Source organism: Marinoscillum sp. (genome assembly GCF_965229915.1).
Classification (GTDB): domain Bacteria; phylum Bacteroidota; class Bacteroidia; order Cytophagales; family Cyclobacteriaceae; genus Marinoscillum.
In genome coordinates, this window is record NZ_CBDDJZ010000002.1 from 138,154 (window position 1) to 155,328 (window position 17,175).

Below are 17,175 nucleotides of genomic sequence, written 5' to 3' on the forward strand. Positions count from 1 at the left end.
CGATCTATTTAATTTTCATGACTTGAATTTCCACCTTGGACAATAACACTAGTCCGACTGTGTAACATCCTCTTTCAGATCCCCCGGTATTTCACCCGAAGTATCGGCTAGAAATCCGTGGGATGACGGTTACTCTTATTGTCATTCCTTAAATTTCTTTCTTGGCTTAGGTGACGGTTTTGATTTTTATTAGCCTTCTATAGGATGACTGACCTGTGTCACTCAGAGTTCTCTGTTCTCTCTGCGGTTGTTTCCCAACCCACCCTAAAAACATGGCTTTAAATAAACTAATTCTGCTCGTCCCTCCCTTGAAATGGAGGGAAAAGCTAGGTTCTCTGAGTTCTTCGTTTTCTCTGTAGTTAAAAAAATTAGTTTTCTCGGTAGTTAAGTAAAAAAGCAATCTCAAAAATGACGCAGACTCCCTTAGAATTTCTTCATAATCTCTAAAAGGACTCTACTTATCATGGAAATTCAGGGGTGCCCGACCAGGGAGTGACGTAAGTAGAATAGTAAGAAGTGACGATTTTGATTTTCATTGGCTTTCTCTGGCGGTGTCTCTCTGTATTCTCTGCTCTCTCTGCGGTTAAAAAAAAGTTGGTTAGGAGAAATCCGGATTATTCGAAACAATGGCATTTACAGCTAGTTGTATTATTGAAACTAACATAAAATAAAACGACTATAATTATGAGTACGGTAACTGAAACTTACAGCGAAAATGGAACGGACACCAAGACGCCGAACAAGCGCGCTTTTGCAAGCCTAGGTTACACCAAAGAAGGAACACACGAACTGGTCAATGCATTGAATAACCTGCTGGCAAACTATAGTGTGCACTATCAGAAACTTAGAAATTATCACTGGAACGTGAAAGGTCAGGATTTTTTTGATATTCACGAACAGTTCGAAAAGCAATACAATGAAGCAAAGCTGGCTATTGATGAAATAGCCGAACGGATCAGAGTCTTCGGCAGAACACCGCTGAGCACCATGAAGGATTACCTGGAGATCAGTGACATCAAGGAGACTGGAACGGACTTGAAAGCGATGGAGATGGTCAAAGAGATTTTAGACGACTATCAAATCCTGATAGAGTTTATGTACAACGCCATAGATGTGGCCATCGAAAATGGCGACATGGGTACAGAAGATATGGTAAAAGGATTCGTTTATGAAACGGAAAAAAATCACTGGATGATGACTTCATTTGCTACCGAAGAGTAGTCACAGAAAAATAAAAACGTACACATACATACATCAAACGGACAGCTCACTTGGGTTGTCCGTTTTTTTGTGCCTGAAAAAGGGGCCACAGGAAAGTGTCGATGGCGGGAGGTGGCAGTGCAACTCAAGTCTTTTTAACATTGATCGAGATGATCGAATTAACCACCGAGTTTTTTATTGATCTGGTGCCTGATAAAAATTCCCGCAGTAAATTGCCATAAAATCAGTGTCTCTAAAATGAATGTCATTGGTGGCCAGAACGACTGAAGAGTCAACACCCACACGAGAAGGACAAATGTTAGCATCCAGATTCCCAGGCCAATCTTTGTTAATGCGGGAAACCCCAGTGGAAGATTGAACGTGTAGCGCACATGCCAGCCAAGCGACGCAAGAAATAAAACAAATGTCAACTGCGGTATATAATCAGCCCAGGTGTAGGTGTCAATGAGTGAAACTGGTACGAACACCATGAGCAGTAGCAAACCAGCGGAAACAAATAAAGTCAGACGTTCATTGTAAAATGTGAGACCATACATTACCAAGATCAAACAAGTGATAAGGAGTAAGCAGACCACCAGGTATCGCAAGCCGGTGTATAAGTATGAGTCCATAGATGTAAACTGAATTTCTTCATTAGAGATGAAGAGGATTGCCAAGGCTATCACAATCGGAATGATGAGTGTGATGATGCCGAGTAGCAGTCGGAGAGTTTGTTTACGTATCGATAGCTGTAACGTCATATGGATTAAAGTTAACACAAAGGATATGGTTCACCTAGAAGGAAAACTAAGATGGCCGAAACGTGAGATAGAGGAGTTCCAAAATACATAACTTAACATAATATAAATTATATAACATTGTTATATGGATTTGTGGTCAGCTTTGCTGATTAATATAAAATCAGTTATTTGACGCCAGTCGAATAACGACAATGATTTTATGTTAAAACAAATCCATATCCTTCACACGAATCCATGTATATATAATTCAATATTATATTAAGCTGGCAGTAGCCAGCGAGTTTGTACGTGTACTGCTCCTTAGTTTGATTTTTTGGATTCCGGTCCATGTTATATAATTAGACGGCCTCTATGGTCTATACGGGCGTAATGTACATTTGCGATTATAAAAAGTACGTACACTCTAACCACCTTTTCACACCATCAACAATATTGATCAATTAGCTTAAGATCTTGAGGTAGCTTTAAGCCCTATTTAATTTCCGTTATACTAATTGGTGAATCTATCCCCGGTTCATCATTTCTAGAATAATACTCACAGAGCCAAGAATCAAAACCTTGTAATTCTAATTTCATTTTCCTATTAAAGTGATTGATGACCACATACTTTCCGTTCTTAGTTTTTTTATAGAATAACATGGCGTCTTGGCTAAAGTCGTCGTTTTCGTCCACTCTATTGGCATACCCTCTTAGCCGATAAAGTGTCTCCTGGATGTGATTACCGTTCATTAATTTCATATCTTCTTAAAAAAATCTCTTACAATTTGTGAAGACAAAATCTCCTTGTTTCTATTCCAATATTCATATGCTTCGTGTACAGATCCTACGGGTACTCCTTCTGGAATAAAGTTTGGCTCACCAGGTATTCTGTATGGCATTGGCTTATTGCGCCCACTTTCAATTACAATCTGAGGTAGATGCTTGTTAGACGCTATTGCCTCGTTGATATTGTCTAGCGCTAAATCCTTATTGTTAGTAAGAATGTCAATTAAAACTCTTCCGTAGGTAAACTCAATTGAAGCGTCATAATGCATTTCAAGAAATTCACGACCTTTTTCAAGATTTCGCTTATGCAAATAGCATTCAAATACAAGGTATCGTACTCCCTGATTATCCCCAGGATTTTTCACTAAAACATCATGATATAGGTCAATTGCTTGATCATATCCATTCTTGTCTTGATACTCTAAACCTAAAATATGACATGATCTTAAATATTGTCGGTTTTCCTGGATCGACCATTTTAGCATATCTTGATTATGGTCAAACTCTGGTGGAAAAGCAGCTCTTCCAATTTGATATCCCTCTATCGCAGTTTTAAAACTCTTATCTCTCAAATTGAGGTTTTTGTAGGCAATACTTAAATGATTATGAGCATCAATGAAATACGGGAATCGGGTTGCTAATTCAGACAAAATCTCTGCGGATTTTTTAGTATCTACATCTAGCAGTTCTATAGCTTGCCAGTATCTATCCTGCACATCCTCAGATTCAATATCTTCAGGAAAAATAAACTGCCATAAGCCGTCTAGCATTTCAGCAACAATCGGTTGTGTGGCCATTTAGTAAAAATATGAAGTAGAGGATTAAATTCAATTCTATGTATAGAATCGTTCTTTCCTATCGTTCGCTTTATTATCTAAGGAGATGAGTCTCTATATGTAAGTTTCACAAAGAAAGGATCAAAAATACCTTAACCTACCAGCCTTTTCCATAAGGATCAAATCCTCACACTTCTCCATTTCATACATATATATAAAGTCTGGAGTTATTTCCAAATTCGCAATAGGATCAATAATAGCACATACATGCTGACTAATGATCTATTAATTTGGATTAATATTTAATTCCTCACATGTCTTGAAAATTGCTCATGAATTTGTGAAAAGTTTAAAAATCTCATTTTTCCTTTGAGGACAAATCAAAAAGTTTCTTTTTCATATGTCCTATATGGATTCTAAGGATTGGTTCGAATTTTATTTTTGCAGGCTCAGTCAAGAATCTTAGGTGACTCAAAAAAGAAATCTGCAATTCTAACCATTCACGTTCTGAATATTTAGATCAAAGTAAGTATTCCCACTCTTTTCTTAGTGCCTTGGCTCTCCTCTCCATATCTAAAGTTCCGATATGACTCAAATCTGCATCATGAAGGATTTCTTGCATTGTGGTTAAGCATGGTGAAGTTAGTTTTGTTGAAAGAATCAAGGATTTAACTGTTTCAATTTCTTCCTTTGCCACATCTCTAATTTCTAGAAACTCAGCTGCAATCCATGCACTCATTTCTTCATGATTGGTGTAGCTTTTGACATGCCCAGTGTCGTGAAAATAAGCCGCCACTTTCAAGATTGACAAATCCTTTTCTGAAAGACCACATTGTTTACCTAATTCCATTGACACTTTTACAACTTCCTGCGTATGATTCCAATTATGAAATAGGTATTTGTGGTCTAAACTAATAAGCAGTTCATTTGTATATTGTTTGACTTCTATTATGGTTGACTCAGAAATCATTGTTAAAACACGGTCAATTTCCTTTCTAAATCTTCTTCAATATTGATTACTTGTAGTTCTATTTTTTAATTCATTTTTATCAAATTTGCAAACAGTGGTTTTACGGCCTTCCTTTGGCATAGTTCGAAATATAATATCCCATAATGGTGTGCTTACACCGAAAGCACGATCGTGTTGTTGATAATGGTGTATATTATGATGTTTCCACCAGAAATTAAATCTACTGGGCACAGGTAATCGATGGATCATTGTGTGTATCCACATGTAAACTGAGTATCCTATAACAAATCCCGGACTGAAGATGAGTGCTTCATGACCGAGGATAACATAAAACAAACCAAAAAAGAATCCAGCTATAACAAGTGAAGGTACTGGAGGTAAAACTGTTTTGCTTTTGTCATTGGGGTAGGCATGATGGATGCCATGAAACATATAATGAAATCCTGTGTCATAGCTGGCATCTTTAATTTTATGATAAATAAAGCGATGGAGTAAATATTCGGCAAATGTCCATGAAAACAGTCCAGATAAGAAGTAGATGATTATCAAATCAATTCTCGCATTAAACTCACTATAATATATAAACACAGCTGCAGCAGATAGCAATAGATACATAGTGAAAATCAGAGCTGGATGGGACCATGTTAATGCATTTAAAATTTTGCTCCTGAATAAGCTAGGTGCTTTTTGATTGGGGTATATTACTGCTTCTTTCATTACATCTATCTTTTAAGTTTACGTTTGAGTTGCATTCAGCTCAGTGGTATATTTCTCTTTTCTCTCCGTCAATCCTAATTTTTCTACCAATCTATCAGCAATCAAATAGACAACTGGGACGACCACAAGGCTTAAGAGCATTGAACTGGAAAGACCCCCGATAATTGCCCATCCAAGGCCATTTTTCCACTCAGCTCCAGCTCCACTGGCGAGAGCTATTGGCAATACACCAAATACCAGGGCAATGGTCGTCATCAATATCGGTCTTAAGCGCGCTTTAGTTGCTTCTATCAAAGCGTCTCGTGTATTAGAGCCACTTTCTTTGGCTTGATTAGCAAAGTCAACCACCAAAATGGCATTTTTAGCTACAAGGCCAATTAATACAATGATCCCCAAGATGGAAAAGATATTCAGTGTTTGTTTTGCCAGCGCCAGGGCTAGGAGTGCTCCAACGATGGCTACAGGTATGGAAAAAAGAATGACCAACGGATAGATATAATTATCGTATAAGGCCACAAGAATTAGATATACCAAGATTATTGAGAAAAGAAAAGCAGAACCTAAAGCCCCGAACGATTGTGATTGCCTTTTCAAATCACCATCAAATGAATACGTTACTCCTGGAGGTAGATCCTTATTATCAATGATGTCCTGTAATTCCTGACCAACAGCCCCTGCTGGAATACCTATTATCTTAGAAGATAGTTTGACCGAGTTGATCCGGTCTTTTCGTTCCAGCCTTGATGGACCTACTGTATCAGATACTACTGCAAACTGATCGAGTGTTACCGGCTGATTATACCTATTAATAAATATCAAGGATTCTACATCTCTAACTTTTCTCCTATCAAATTCATTCAGTTTCACATTAATGTCATATTCATAGTTTCCATCTTTATAGGCTGCATCAGTGTTTCCTGAAAAGGCTACTTGCATGGTAGCACCAACTGTACCCAAATCCAATCCCAGGCTAGCCATTTTGTCTCTGTCTATATCCACTTTTACTTCTGGTGTTCCCTCTTGAATACTCAATTCAAGTTCTGTAGTACCCGCTACTTTTGCCAAGTCATTTTTTATGTCATTAGCAAGCTTCATCAGCTGATCCAGGTCCGGTCCGGCAAAGATCACTTGTATTGGCGCTTCAGTAGCTGTACCTAGTATACTTGTGGGCGATGAATAAACAATGATTCCTGGTATGGATTCCTGAAGTAAGAGTTTAACCTGCTTTGAAAACACGGTGGCAGATACATCTCGCTGATCATAAGGAACCATCTTGACATTGATTTCAGCTTCATTTGGAATGGCCTGGGTTCCACCAAAACCCTGGCTGGTCTGACCAACCGTGGTGAAGGTGCTCACCACCTCCGGTAATTTTGAAATCAGGGTTTCAGCAGTCCTTGTTGTAAGGCTGGTTTTTTCCACCGAAGCGTTTTTAGGGAGCTCAATGCGAATCACAAACTCGCCTCGATCTCCTTGTGTAATGAACTCGCCACCAATGAATCCAAATCCAACAAGCAAAAAGGATCCAATTAACAATCCCCCGGTGACAATAAGTGTGATTGTCTTGTTGTTCATTGATTGAATCAAAACCCTGTTGATCCATCCACCAAAAGAGTCTATAACACCTTCAAAAGTCCTGTTAAACCGAGCTGGAATTCCATTGGGATTAAAGCTTTCTATTTTAGCAAAACGAGAGGTTAGAAGGGGAATAATTGTGAATGCCACCAAAAGGCTCAATAGCGTGGCTACAACGATCACCAGAGAGAAGTTCGTCAATATCGGGGATATAAGAGATTCTACCAGTGCAAGCGGTAAGAAAACCACAACAATCACAAGTGTGATGGAAGTGACTGTAAACCCAATCTCTTTCACCCCGTCAAAAGAAGCCCTGATCCGGTTTTTGCCCATCTCCATATGCCTGTATATATTTTCTATAACAACAATGGCATCATCCACAAGAATACCCACCACTAAGGATAGTGCCAGAAGGGTCATCAGATTTAGCGTAAAGCCGGCAAGGTACATCGCAGTAAAAGTGGCAACAAGGGAAATCGGCACAGCTATCATTACAATAATAGCATTCCTTATACTGTGCAAAAACAAAAACATGACTATGGCTACAAGAATGACTGCTATGTACAGATCGTGAATTACACTATCTGCTGCTTCAAGTGTAAATTCTGACTGATCTTGGGCAATGTTAAATTTGAGGCCTTCCTCACTGTATATTTCTTCCAGCTCCTGGATTTTATCTCGTACAAGCTCACTAACCGCTACGGCATTTGCATCTGTTTGCTTGGTGAGGAGTATTCCTATTGAACTTTCAAGATTAAAGCGCGCTACCTTTTCCACCTTGACTTTTCCGTCCACTACCTCGCCTATATCCTTAACCCTTATCTCTGCTCCGCTTGGTAAAGAACCAATGACTAAATTTCTTATTTCTTCCAGGTCTTGATATTTACCTGAAAGCCGTATGGTTCGCTGCTCTTCATTGGTTTCTATTTTCCCGGTTGGAAAATCAAGATTTGATACTTCAATCATTTGTACCAACTGTAAAATGGAAAGGTTGTATGCTTTTAGCCTTTCCCTGTCAATATTGACTTTGATTTCCCTCTCTTCTCCACCTACTAATTGTACCTGAGCCATGCCGTCTATCCTTGAAAGCTCGGGAACTATCCGTTGATCTACCAAATCAAAAAATGCCGAAGGGGCCAAGTTGCTTGCTGTACTGGCCAGGCTAATAATTGGCAAGTCATCAATTGAAAATTTTGATAACGAAGGTTGATCAGCATCCTCCGGAAGTTGAGATATGATTCCGTTGACCTTACGCTGTGCTTCCTGTAGCGCCAAATCTACGTCTGCGTCTGTAGTGAGCTCAACCGTGACAATTGAAACAGACTCTAGCGAAGTAGAACTGATAGATTCCACATTTTCCATGGAGGAAAGTACATCTTCAATTTTCTCAGAAACTGATGTTTTCACTTCGCTGGGAGCCGCACCTGGATAAGTGGTAGTGATGGTAACAATGGGTTGAGTAAACTTGGGAAGAAGCTCATAGCCTAAAAGCGAATAAGAGACTAAACCGAGCAATGTAAGTACTATAAAAACCACAACAGGTGCTGTGGATCGTTTTATTGATATTTCAGTGATTTTCATAATGAGCTATTCTTTAATCCCAACTTTAGCACCATCTGTTAAATTAATTTGACCGGAGGTAATAACTAAGTCTCCTTCATTAATGCCTGAGACTACTTCTATGTAGTTGTCATTTCTTTGGCCAACCACGATTTTCTTCAATACCGCTGTGCTGTCCTGATAAATATAGACCTGTGGGTTTTCAATGCTACCCGCAAGGACATTTCGATTTAAGGCTAATCCCTCACTGGTTTGAATATTGAAATGGGCAGTCCCAAACATTCCTGTTTTTAAATTCTTTGATGCATTTGTAATTTTAATTTCTACTGGAAATGTAAGGGCCTCTGAACTTCTGACTCCAATTCTGCTTACTGTCCCTTCAAATTCATTACCACTCATGGCTTGTAATGTAATAGTAACAGACATGCCCAATTCCACCTGCTGTATGCGATTTTCAGAAACCATTACCACCATTTTCATCCTACCTATATCTACAATGTCAAAAAGTGGATCTCCGCCTCGCACATAACTTCCCTTTTCAATGTATCTTTTGTCATTTATTCCTGAAAATGGCGCTCTAATAAATGTGTCATTATAAGCCTTTTCTGCTGAAATCAAATCAGTCTTGGCCTTTACGTAAGCCAGCTGAATATTATCCAAGTCCTGCTGGCTAATTCCACCAGCTTTAAATAGGTTCTCAATACGTTTCTTGTCTTTTCCTATTTTCTCTAAATTGGCCTTCGCTAAATCCAAAGCTGCTTTTATAGTTTGGTCATCAAGTCTGGCAAGTACCTGGTTTGATTTTATATATGTACCATCTTCAATCTGTATTGATTCAATAACTCCGGGCATTTCTGATGAAACAGTAACTTCTTTGTTCGGAATCAGGTTACCATTTACCTGAAAGCTCCTCTCAATCGTTCTTTTTCTCAATGGCTCTACACTCACCGGAATGAAGTCTGGTTTTATCTGGGCCAATTTCACTTCCTCTTTCATTTCTTCTTTATTGCTCTTCAGTATAAAGGCAACCAGAGCAATCAGGGCTAGGAATATTATTGAGTTAATTATTATCTTTTTCATATTTTTAATTAATAAGATTCGAGGAGTTTACCTGTTGATTTGAGTATTTCTATTTCTGATATTTTCACTTGAAGAAGTGCTGCTGAGTAGTTGAGCTGAGCGGTAGTAAGTGCAGTCTCTGCACTCAATAAGTCTGTCAGGTCGGACAACCCTTCTTCATAACTTTTCTGAGAAAGGTCATAGACCTTTTGTGCCAGATCAACACTTGTTTTTCTCGTCTCAAGGGTGGATAAACTCTGATTGAGTTTATTCTGAGCATTGGCATAGTCGACACTATATTGTTCTCTTGTAAATTCGATGGACTCCTCAACCTGCTCTTTTTTCAGTTGGGATTGCATGCTTTGGGCACTTCTCCTAAAACCATCAAAAAGTGGCAGCTTAAGACTGAGCCCAATGGATGAAACGTCATACCAGTTGGTAGTTGCATCTGAACCCGAAAATAGCGCATCGTTACTTATGCCATTGTAGGCATAGTTGGCAAAAAAACTCAGCTTAGGGAAATACCCTGATTGAAAATTTATTTTTTCCAGTTCGTATAGTCTCTTTTGAACATTAAGTAGGTTGAGATCCGTGAGATTTTCATTAGTCATAGGCGGTACATCAACCAACTGCACTTCTTTATCTTCATCGTTTTCCAAAATGAGGATAGTCCCCTGATCCATCCCCATGATTAGCTGCAGTTGCTTTATGGTGTTTTTTCTAGTAAGGGACAGGTCGGATAGTTGTATTTCAAGGTTCATTTTAGAAACCTTGAGACGATCATGGTCAACTTGCTTGATGAAGCCCTGATCTAATTGCACTGAGGATATTTCAAGAAGTTTATTGGTCTGATCCAAATTACTTTGAAGGATATCAATATTCCTATCTAATATGGAGACATTGTAATAAAGGACTACTGCTCGGTAAACGACCTCTTCTTTGGTTTTTTTTACCCTTAAAGCATACAACTCTTCAGAGGATCTTGCAGCTTTCAAAGCAGTAAATACAGATTTATCAAAAAGAGGTTGGTTAAGCGACAATGCAATAGAGTTGTTGTAATCCAACCCTACTTCTAAGGTGCTAACCTCACCCGGATTGCCTGTAAGTTCTCCAGGCACAACCAAAACCGGAAGAAGCAGGTTATTAGTGTAATTCCCACTTGCCATTACCTGTGGTAAAGCCGTACTTCTGACTTCTTTAGTCACCTCGTAACCTATCTTTTCCTGTATCAGGCTTTTCTTGATCTCGCTGTTGTTTTCCAGCGTATATGCTACCACTTCAGGCAATGAAAAAATTTCCTGACCCGCTGCACTATTTCTGAAAACAGATAAAGCGAGTAGAATAAAAATAGTTTTATAAAAGATTTGATTCATCGATGCTATGATTGTATTGAATTTTTAGCTTCCCATTCAGAAAGAATAACGGGAAGCTTATTCTCAAAAAGTTGATATAAATCTCGAATTTCAGTGAGTTGTAAATTGCTTTCTTTTAATTTATTAGATCTGAGTTCCAATGCTTGATCCAGCACCACCCTATAGCCTTTGTATTCTTCGCTAATTGATTTTAACAATTCAATCCAGGTCTTAAAATTCAGGCGGAAGTACCTCTTACGATCACCTATATTTGTACTAGCCTCTATATATTTTTTATCAAGAAGATAGTTTATTCCGTTACTCACTGCTGATTTACTGGCTTTCAGGGTTTCTTGTATTTCATAGAAATTCATCGTTTCAGAATCAGATACCAATAGCAGAGTAAGTACCCTACTCACTATAGGGGAGAATCCTTTTTTTTCAATGAGAGCACCAGTAGTCTCAATAAACTGAGCTTTTTCTTTTTCCATGAGTTTTTTATGAAGTGCAAATATGTAATTTTTAGTTCTGAAACAGAAAAACTAACTTTATTTTATTAATTGACAGTATGAAAAAACTTAGGATTCTGGCGACAATTCGAAAATTGATTTTAGAAGAGGGTTTTGAAAATGCAAGCCTCGATCGTTTATCCGTTGAATTAGGAATTTCAAAAAAAACCATTTATAAGTACTATGATTCTAAATCAGACATACTTACTATTCTTCTAAAAAGGTTTATTGTTAAGCACATAAAATATTACGAAACCAAAATAGATTACCTAGATCCAACACAAAGAATTATTCAACTCTTCTATATGTGTAACGAAATATACATGCTTATTGACGACAAGGTTTTGAGATTTATAGCCATTTATATACCTGATGGGAAAGATGAACTCAGCACCTTTGAAAATAATTTTATTGTTTCTTCATTTGAAAAGGCAATTAGTGAGGGGGTTTCATTGCAATGTTTCAGAAGAGAGGTTGATGCACGGATTTTGGCTATAATGGCCCTGCAATTGGCTAAACTGCGATGTAGAATTCCTGAACTAAAGAAAAGTAATAAGGACTTACCTCAAATAATAGATCATTTTATTGCGGGATTAAAAAATCACCATGAGGAAATGAAAATATGATTATTATCAGTTTGTTAGCTGATCAGAAAGATTCCGAAACCCATTCTATCTGTGTACTTTTTTTACAAGAAGAGAAGAAATAGACATTGAATTTAAAAAAAATGAAAATACTTGTTCCTACCGATTTCTCAGACATTATCACAACTGCATTGAAGTACGTAAACACTGTCTTTTCAGAAGATGCCACAAAATATGTACTAAATGCTTTTATGGGAACTCAAGGGGCAAAAAAGAAATCGTCAATGATTTTAGGTTCCAACGCATAGGCAGTTTTAAGCAAATCCGGCTTTCCTGTTTTAATAATCCCTCCAGAAACTGTAGTTACCCCCCCCTAAGCGTATAGCTATCGCCATTGAACCAGGAGACTTAATAGATAGCAAAAATCTAATCTTTGATTGGTTTGCAAATGCAAAAATAAAAACCGTACAGTTCTTAAAAGAGAAGCAAGAGAAATACGCCGATACGGAAAGTTATATTGAGCTACCGCTAGAGGATGAAATCTATAAAAGTCTTCAAAAATTTGTTTCTCAAAATAAAATTGACCTCTTGGTTTTAAAAAGTAAGAAATACAATCTTATTGATAGAATATTTCATAAAAGTCTGACAAAGAAACTGGCCCTACATTCAAGTATTCCTATGATAGTTATTAAGGATTGAAAAGTATCAAGTTTATTTTCAAAATTCTTAATTCACCGCCTCAATAATGAAGCTCCTGTTACTAAACCCGGGAAGCATTTCTGAATAAGTATGTATAATTTCATCCCGACTATCAGCCAGCGCCATTGAGTAGATCAGCGGAACATAATGATCAGGTGTCGGAGCTGCTAACAGACCCAGTTTATTCGTTTCATAGTTAATGATGCTTTTCAAGTCCCTTGCATCAATTCGCTGTTTAATCCAACTGTCAAACTCCATTTCCCAACCGTATAGTTTGGTGTCTCTCCTTTGCATTTTTGCGATCGCCAATTGGAGATTATGCACCAGTGCACCGCTTCCTATAATTAACACTCCCTTTTTTCGATACTTCTTTAACTGTAATGCCAAGTCATAATGATACTGTGGTGGCTTGTAATAGTCAATACTCAACTGAAAAACAGGAACATCGGCTTTGGGAAAAAGATGCTTCAGCATGGGCCAGTTGCCATGATCAAAACCCCAGTCTGTAGTTTCATTGATAGTAGAAATATTGGAAGCTATCACTTTTGCGATTTCTGGTGCTCCCGGTGCAGGATACTTTTCGGTATAATAGTTTGCAGGGAAACCATAATAGTCATAAAGCGTTTCAGGCCATGGTGATGTATTTACGTAAGTACCATTCGTGCACCAATGAGCGGAGACGACCAAAATAGCATTTACTTTATATTTTTCCCTGATCTGCTTTCCAGTATCTCCCAAATAGGAGGTGAATGGATTCCCATAAGCTGGTATTGGTATATCCATTGGGTTTCCGTGAGATGTAAACAATACAGGTAACACTTGATCAGTACGTTTCATATCTTGGATCGACTTTGCAAATCCCTTTAACCCGTATGTGGTTGCACCCATAGTTCCTATAATTGATAGTTTTAAAAAAGTGGATCGATCCATAATAGTGTTATGACCTGATCTTGTCTAGTAGCATATTTAAATGTTGCACCTCTTGTTTGTTCAAATTAGAAAGGATGGCGTCTTCCTCTTCCTCGCAAAAAGACATTTTCTCAAGTAAATCCAAACCCTTTTGGGTAATGATTACTTCCTTTTGTCTTCGATCAATTTGACTTTCGGTACGGTTTACTAACTCTTTTTTGTGTAGCCTGTCCACAATTCTACTAGCATCGGAGTTTTTATCAACCATTCTATCTTTTATAAGTCCAATAGTGGCAGCCTTAGGATACTGGCCTTTTAGAATTCTGAGTACGTTGAACTGCGGGGTGGCTAACCCATGCTTGTTGATTAGCTTAAAAAATTTTTGTCCGATTAAACTATTGGTATAGTACAAGTTGACAAGAGCCTTGTGATACTCGTTTCTAAAGCTACTTTTTATTTCGTCTTCTAATCTCACTATAAGTCTTTTGAATCTAACTAATCATTATTCCCAATGGCGAAATTATATGATTGGGTAAGGATGATTTTGGCTACCTCCAATTCTTCATTGTTTCTGGGAGCATAAAGCATAATGAAATTTGGTGGAAGCCAACCCTTGTACACAACAGGGTGCATTTCACCCCATCCCTTGTCGATGACTTCTTTTACGTCATTTTCTGGCAGACTTAGGTGCATGCTATAATCCGGATAGGGATGAAAATGCGCGAATTCTGTACCTACCATAAACGCATTGCAGTGCTGGCAACTTTTATCATGGGGTAAGCACATAGCTTGAGCTCCGGGTACCGAAATTCTGCTTTGCTCCCTAGAGATATATGGGAGGGAAAAGGCCCATTTATTTAACTCTTCTATAAAGGTTAAATCCTCAGGCTGCTGATCTAACTGTGTATGAGGGTTCGTGGGGGTGGTTTTGGGTTTTGCTCCAGGCCTATAAGAGGTTAATTCCAATTTGTTCATAGCTTAATGTCATATTCAATTACGTAGTAAATGAAAGAAGGCAGCTCAAAAAAATCAAAATTTCTGAGCTGCCCTTATCTTAATCGTTAGAAATACTAGGGGCTTTCCTAAAATATTGCTCATCTTTTAAGATACTCAGCATAAACTTAGCTACGTCCTTTCTTCCAATTGTCATGCGAAGTTTTTTTGAACCATCTATGCTTACACGTGTTGGTTTATGTTTAAGACTATTTGTTAATCCGACAGGTCTTACAGACGTCCACTCCAGGTCGCTCTCCTTCAGGATTTTTTCCTGTTGCTCATGCCCCCTATAAGCAGTGCCTACATTGGTTTTGTTGATCAATAGTTTAAACATCCAGTTGGTTTCTTCATAGCTATCCGCCACTCCCCAGGCAGACACAGTCAATATCCTTTTAATCCCTTTCTCTTTCATTACCCTCACAATATTGGACATGGACTGTTCTAAAAGGTTCTGAGGTGAAACAACTTTTGACCAGGGATTATCAGATTCTCGAGCAATGTTTAGCGCACAAAATACCGCCTCACAACCATCAATGGTTTTCTTTACATCTTCATATTCAAGTGGTGACCCGGTTACGATGGACACCTTCTTCGAAGATAGTTTTGAAGAAGATTCGTCACGCACCAGGCAAACAGGATTATGCCCCAAAGAAACGGCTTCATCTACAAGATGAATGCCAGTTCTTCCTGTAGCTCCAAAAATTGCAACGTTCATGTTACTCTACCTTTTGATAATTGTTTTGTTTCCATATTAACTAATGATTAGATGCTATTTTTTTGTAGCTAATAGCTCGATGCGAAGCTCAATTTCATCTGCCAGGACCATATCTCCCATTGTGTTTTTATATGAAATCCCATAGACCTGACGGTCAAAAGTCAGATTTCCGCTTGCACTTAACTTTCCTCCGTCTTCATTTATGGAAACATTCCTAACCGTCTCTTCATTTGTTACCCCTTTAATGGTCAGATCTCCGGTGATTGAACCTTCTGTGGCACTTTTTACCGTAAAACTCGATGTTGGAAAAGTCTCTACGCTAAAAAAGTCATCAGACTGAAGGTGCCCGATCAACTTTTCACGAGGAGCCATTTCATACAGCGCATCATCATCTGTAGTGACCATTGATGACATGTCCACTACAAAGACACCCTCAGACACAATGCTGCCTGTAATTGTGAGTGATCCTTCTTTGAAGCTGATAGTTCCTTCATGGGCATATACGCCAATCATGCTACCCTTCCAGTTTACTAAACTGGTTGTGTCAATTGCGTAAGAAACTGAGGTGACTGTGTCTTCATTTGCTACTTGTTGTTCCCCAGAGTCAGACGACTCATTTTTGTTTGAATTGTTACACGCAAATAGCCCTAGGATAAGTAAGCTTGCGATCAATCTGGTTTTCATTTTCTTCGTTTATTGGTTTTAGATAGTTTTCAAATCATGCTATAAGTAAAAAGTTGAATATCTATATGAAAGCTCTTTCATATTAAGAAGAATAATAAAATCGTTCATGGATTATCTGTCCATCCTGCCACCTTTGGACAGCTACTTGGCACATGGTCATCCGAGGCGCTCCTTTATAGGTCACATCCATTTCCCATTCTACCATAGTCACATCGTCTCCAATCGCTACACTTTTTACTTCTGCGCCATGGAATGTTTCAATATTTCCCATTGACTCAATTTCACGTTCCCTGTTAGCGTCTTTTCCAATTGTCGGTGGTTGACTATTTTCTTGCATAGAAACATCGGTATGGTAGTGCTTTTCAAAAGCCTCCATCATTTGTCCGGACAAAATCATCTGATTCAGGTCTTCAATTTTTTCTTTTAAACTCATTTCTCTCTGGATTTAAGTGATTAATTAAGTATTAATAAGTGAATCTAATTAAAAGTTTAAACAAAATATGTCTAAACATATATTATAAAATCGTAAATTAAAAGGAGATTGTAGGCTCAGTTTGTGAATCCTTTACTTTATTAATTGGTACTCATAATATATAATTTTCTTTCTTAGATGTTATTAAATAAATAATGTTATCATTTTTTTGATGTTTGACCAATTCCTTAATCATTAGCTTTAAAAATAGATACTATTTTAGCTAGTGATTAAATTGTAACATGAAGTCAATTATATACACCAGAGTCTCCACAAAAGATCAGTCTACCTTAAGGCAGGTAAATGATATGAAATCTTTGAAAGGCTTTGAAGTGATCAAAGTCTTCTCGGAAAAGACATCTGGATTTTCAGTCTCACTTAATGAACGTCCTATTCTTCAGAAGGCATTGGCATACATAAAATCTAATGGTGTTGAATGTATAATGGTATCAGAAGTCTCACGACTCGGAAGAAATACTCATGAGGTTCTTGGACTGATAGAAGAACTTAAACAACAATCAGTAGCCATATATATACATAACCTGGGAACCACAATTAACAAATCTGACTCTTCTAGTGAAATATTTACAAAATTGATTGTTACGATTATGGCTGACCTGGCCAGGCTTGAAAGTGAACAAATGAGTTATAGAATCAAATCAGGGATAAGGTCTCGTAAAGCTAAAGGACTTACCACTGGAAGAAAGATTGGATCAAGGGAATCGGTAGATAAGTTTATTTCCAAGCATACCGACATTCAAAAGTATTTATCCAAAGGATATTCCTCTAGGGAGATTCAGAAGCTGTGCAAGTGTTCACCAAACACAATCAAGAAGGTAAAGGATTTACAAGATGAGATAAAAATTAAGTAA

General features: G+C 37.9%; 18 protein-coding genes. 4 read left to right on the forward strand and 14 right to left on the reverse strand.

What is annotated here, in order from left to right; all coding sequences use genetic code 11:
* The first annotated feature begins 684 nt into the window (after window positions 1-684).
* A complete protein-coding gene (locus ACO067_RS22675; protein ID WP_421878750.1) occupies window positions 685-1,221 on the forward strand; it encodes a Dps family protein in 537 nt (178 codons plus the stop codon).
* A gap of 158 nt (window positions 1,222-1,379) precedes the next feature.
* Here ACO067_RS22675 and ACO067_RS22680 read toward each other — a convergent pair whose 3' ends face one another.
* The 8 genes from ACO067_RS22680 to ACO067_RS22715 all read right to left on the reverse strand — a co-directional run bounded on the left by ACO067_RS22680 (window position 1,380) and on the right by ACO067_RS22715 (window position 11,226).
* On the reverse strand, window positions 1,380-1,961 hold the full coding sequence (locus ACO067_RS22680; RefSeq protein WP_421878753.1) for a hypothetical protein: 582 nt from the start codon (window positions 1,959-1,961) through the stop codon (window positions 1,380-1,382).
* Window positions 1,962-2,695: 734 nt separating this feature from the next.
* On the reverse strand, window positions 2,696-3,523 hold the full coding sequence (locus ACO067_RS22685; protein ID WP_421878757.1) for a tetratricopeptide repeat protein: 828 nt from the start codon (window positions 3,521-3,523) through the stop codon (window positions 2,696-2,698).
* Window positions 3,524-4,022: 499 nt separating this feature from the next.
* The gene (locus ACO067_RS22690) at window positions 4,023-4,472 is read right to left on the reverse strand and encodes an HD domain-containing protein (RefSeq protein WP_421878759.1); all 450 of its coding nucleotides are present in this window, start codon (window positions 4,470-4,472) and stop codon (window positions 4,023-4,025) included.
* A 36-nt stretch (window positions 4,473-4,508) separates the two neighbouring features.
* A complete protein-coding gene (locus ACO067_RS22695) occupies window positions 4,509-5,189 on the reverse strand; it encodes a sterol desaturase family protein (protein WP_421878763.1) in 681 nt (226 codons plus the stop codon).
* Between the two features lie 18 nt (window positions 5,190-5,207).
* Window positions 5,208-8,345 carry an efflux RND transporter permease subunit gene (locus tag ACO067_RS22700; RefSeq protein ID WP_421878767.1) on the reverse strand — a complete coding sequence of 1,046 codons (3,138 nt, stop codon included), beginning with the start codon at window positions 8,343-8,345 and terminating at the stop codon, window positions 5,208-5,210.
* A 6-nt stretch (window positions 8,346-8,351) separates the two neighbouring features.
* Complete coding sequence (locus tag ACO067_RS22705; protein WP_421878770.1) at window positions 8,352-9,404, reverse strand: efflux RND transporter periplasmic adaptor subunit; 1,053 nt, start codon at window positions 9,402-9,404, stop codon at window positions 8,352-8,354.
* Between the two features lie 8 nt (window positions 9,405-9,412).
* On the reverse strand, window positions 9,413-10,756 hold the full coding sequence (locus ACO067_RS22710; protein ID WP_421878773.1) for a TolC family protein: 1,344 nt from the start codon (window positions 10,754-10,756) through the stop codon (window positions 9,413-9,415).
* Window positions 10,757-10,761: 5 nt separating this feature from the next.
* A complete protein-coding gene (locus ACO067_RS22715) occupies window positions 10,762-11,226 on the reverse strand; it encodes a GbsR/MarR family transcriptional regulator (protein WP_421878776.1) in 465 nt (154 codons plus the stop codon).
* A 77-nt stretch (window positions 11,227-11,303) separates the two neighbouring features.
* On the opposite strand from ACO067_RS22715, the gene ACO067_RS22720 reads away from it, so the two are divergent.
* Window positions 11,304-11,870, forward strand: coding sequence for a TetR/AcrR family transcriptional regulator (locus tag ACO067_RS22720; protein WP_421878779.1), 567 nt, complete (start codon window positions 11,304-11,306; stop codon window positions 11,868-11,870).
* 414 nt (window positions 11,871-12,284) lie between these two features.
* Complete coding sequence (locus tag ACO067_RS22725; protein WP_421879949.1) at window positions 12,285-12,527, forward strand: universal stress protein; 243 nt, start codon at window positions 12,285-12,287, stop codon at window positions 12,525-12,527.
* A 27-nt stretch (window positions 12,528-12,554) separates the two neighbouring features.
* On the opposite strand, the gene ACO067_RS22730 is transcribed toward ACO067_RS22725, so the two are convergent.
* The 6 genes from ACO067_RS22730 to ACO067_RS22755 form a co-directional block, all read right to left on the reverse strand.
* On the reverse strand, window positions 12,555-13,364 hold the full coding sequence (locus tag ACO067_RS22730) for a class III extradiol ring-cleavage dioxygenase (RefSeq protein ID WP_350221683.1): 810 nt from the start codon (window positions 13,362-13,364) through the stop codon (window positions 12,555-12,557).
* A gap of 100 nt (window positions 13,365-13,464) precedes the next feature.
* Window positions 13,465-13,911 carry a MarR family winged helix-turn-helix transcriptional regulator gene (locus tag ACO067_RS22735; RefSeq protein WP_370086939.1) on the reverse strand — a complete coding sequence of 149 codons (447 nt, stop codon included), beginning with the start codon at window positions 13,909-13,911 and terminating at the stop codon, window positions 13,465-13,467.
* Window positions 13,912-13,931: 20 nt separating this feature from the next.
* Window positions 13,932-14,411, reverse strand: coding sequence for a phospholipase (locus ACO067_RS22740; protein ID WP_370086941.1), 480 nt, complete (start codon window positions 14,409-14,411; stop codon window positions 13,932-13,934).
* Window positions 14,412-14,490: 79 nt separating this feature from the next.
* Window positions 14,491-15,147: an NAD(P)-dependent oxidoreductase gene (locus ACO067_RS22745; RefSeq protein WP_421878783.1), complete on the reverse strand. Its 657-nt coding sequence runs from the start codon at window positions 15,145-15,147 to the stop codon at window positions 14,491-14,493.
* Window positions 15,148-15,201: 54 nt separating this feature from the next.
* Window positions 15,202-15,831 carry a YceI family protein gene (locus ACO067_RS22750; protein WP_421878786.1) on the reverse strand — a complete coding sequence of 210 codons (630 nt, stop codon included), beginning with the start codon at window positions 15,829-15,831 and terminating at the stop codon, window positions 15,202-15,204.
* An 82-nt stretch (window positions 15,832-15,913) separates the two neighbouring features.
* Complete coding sequence (locus ACO067_RS22755; RefSeq protein ID WP_370086947.1) at window positions 15,914-16,264, reverse strand: SnoaL-like domain-containing protein; 351 nt, start codon at window positions 16,262-16,264, stop codon at window positions 15,914-15,916.
* Between the two features lie 281 nt (window positions 16,265-16,545).
* Between ACO067_RS22755 and ACO067_RS22760 the strand changes: the two genes are divergently transcribed.
* Window positions 16,546-17,175 carry a recombinase family protein gene (locus ACO067_RS22760; RefSeq protein WP_421878789.1) on the forward strand — a complete coding sequence of 210 codons (630 nt, stop codon included), beginning with the start codon at window positions 16,546-16,548 and terminating at the stop codon, window positions 17,173-17,175.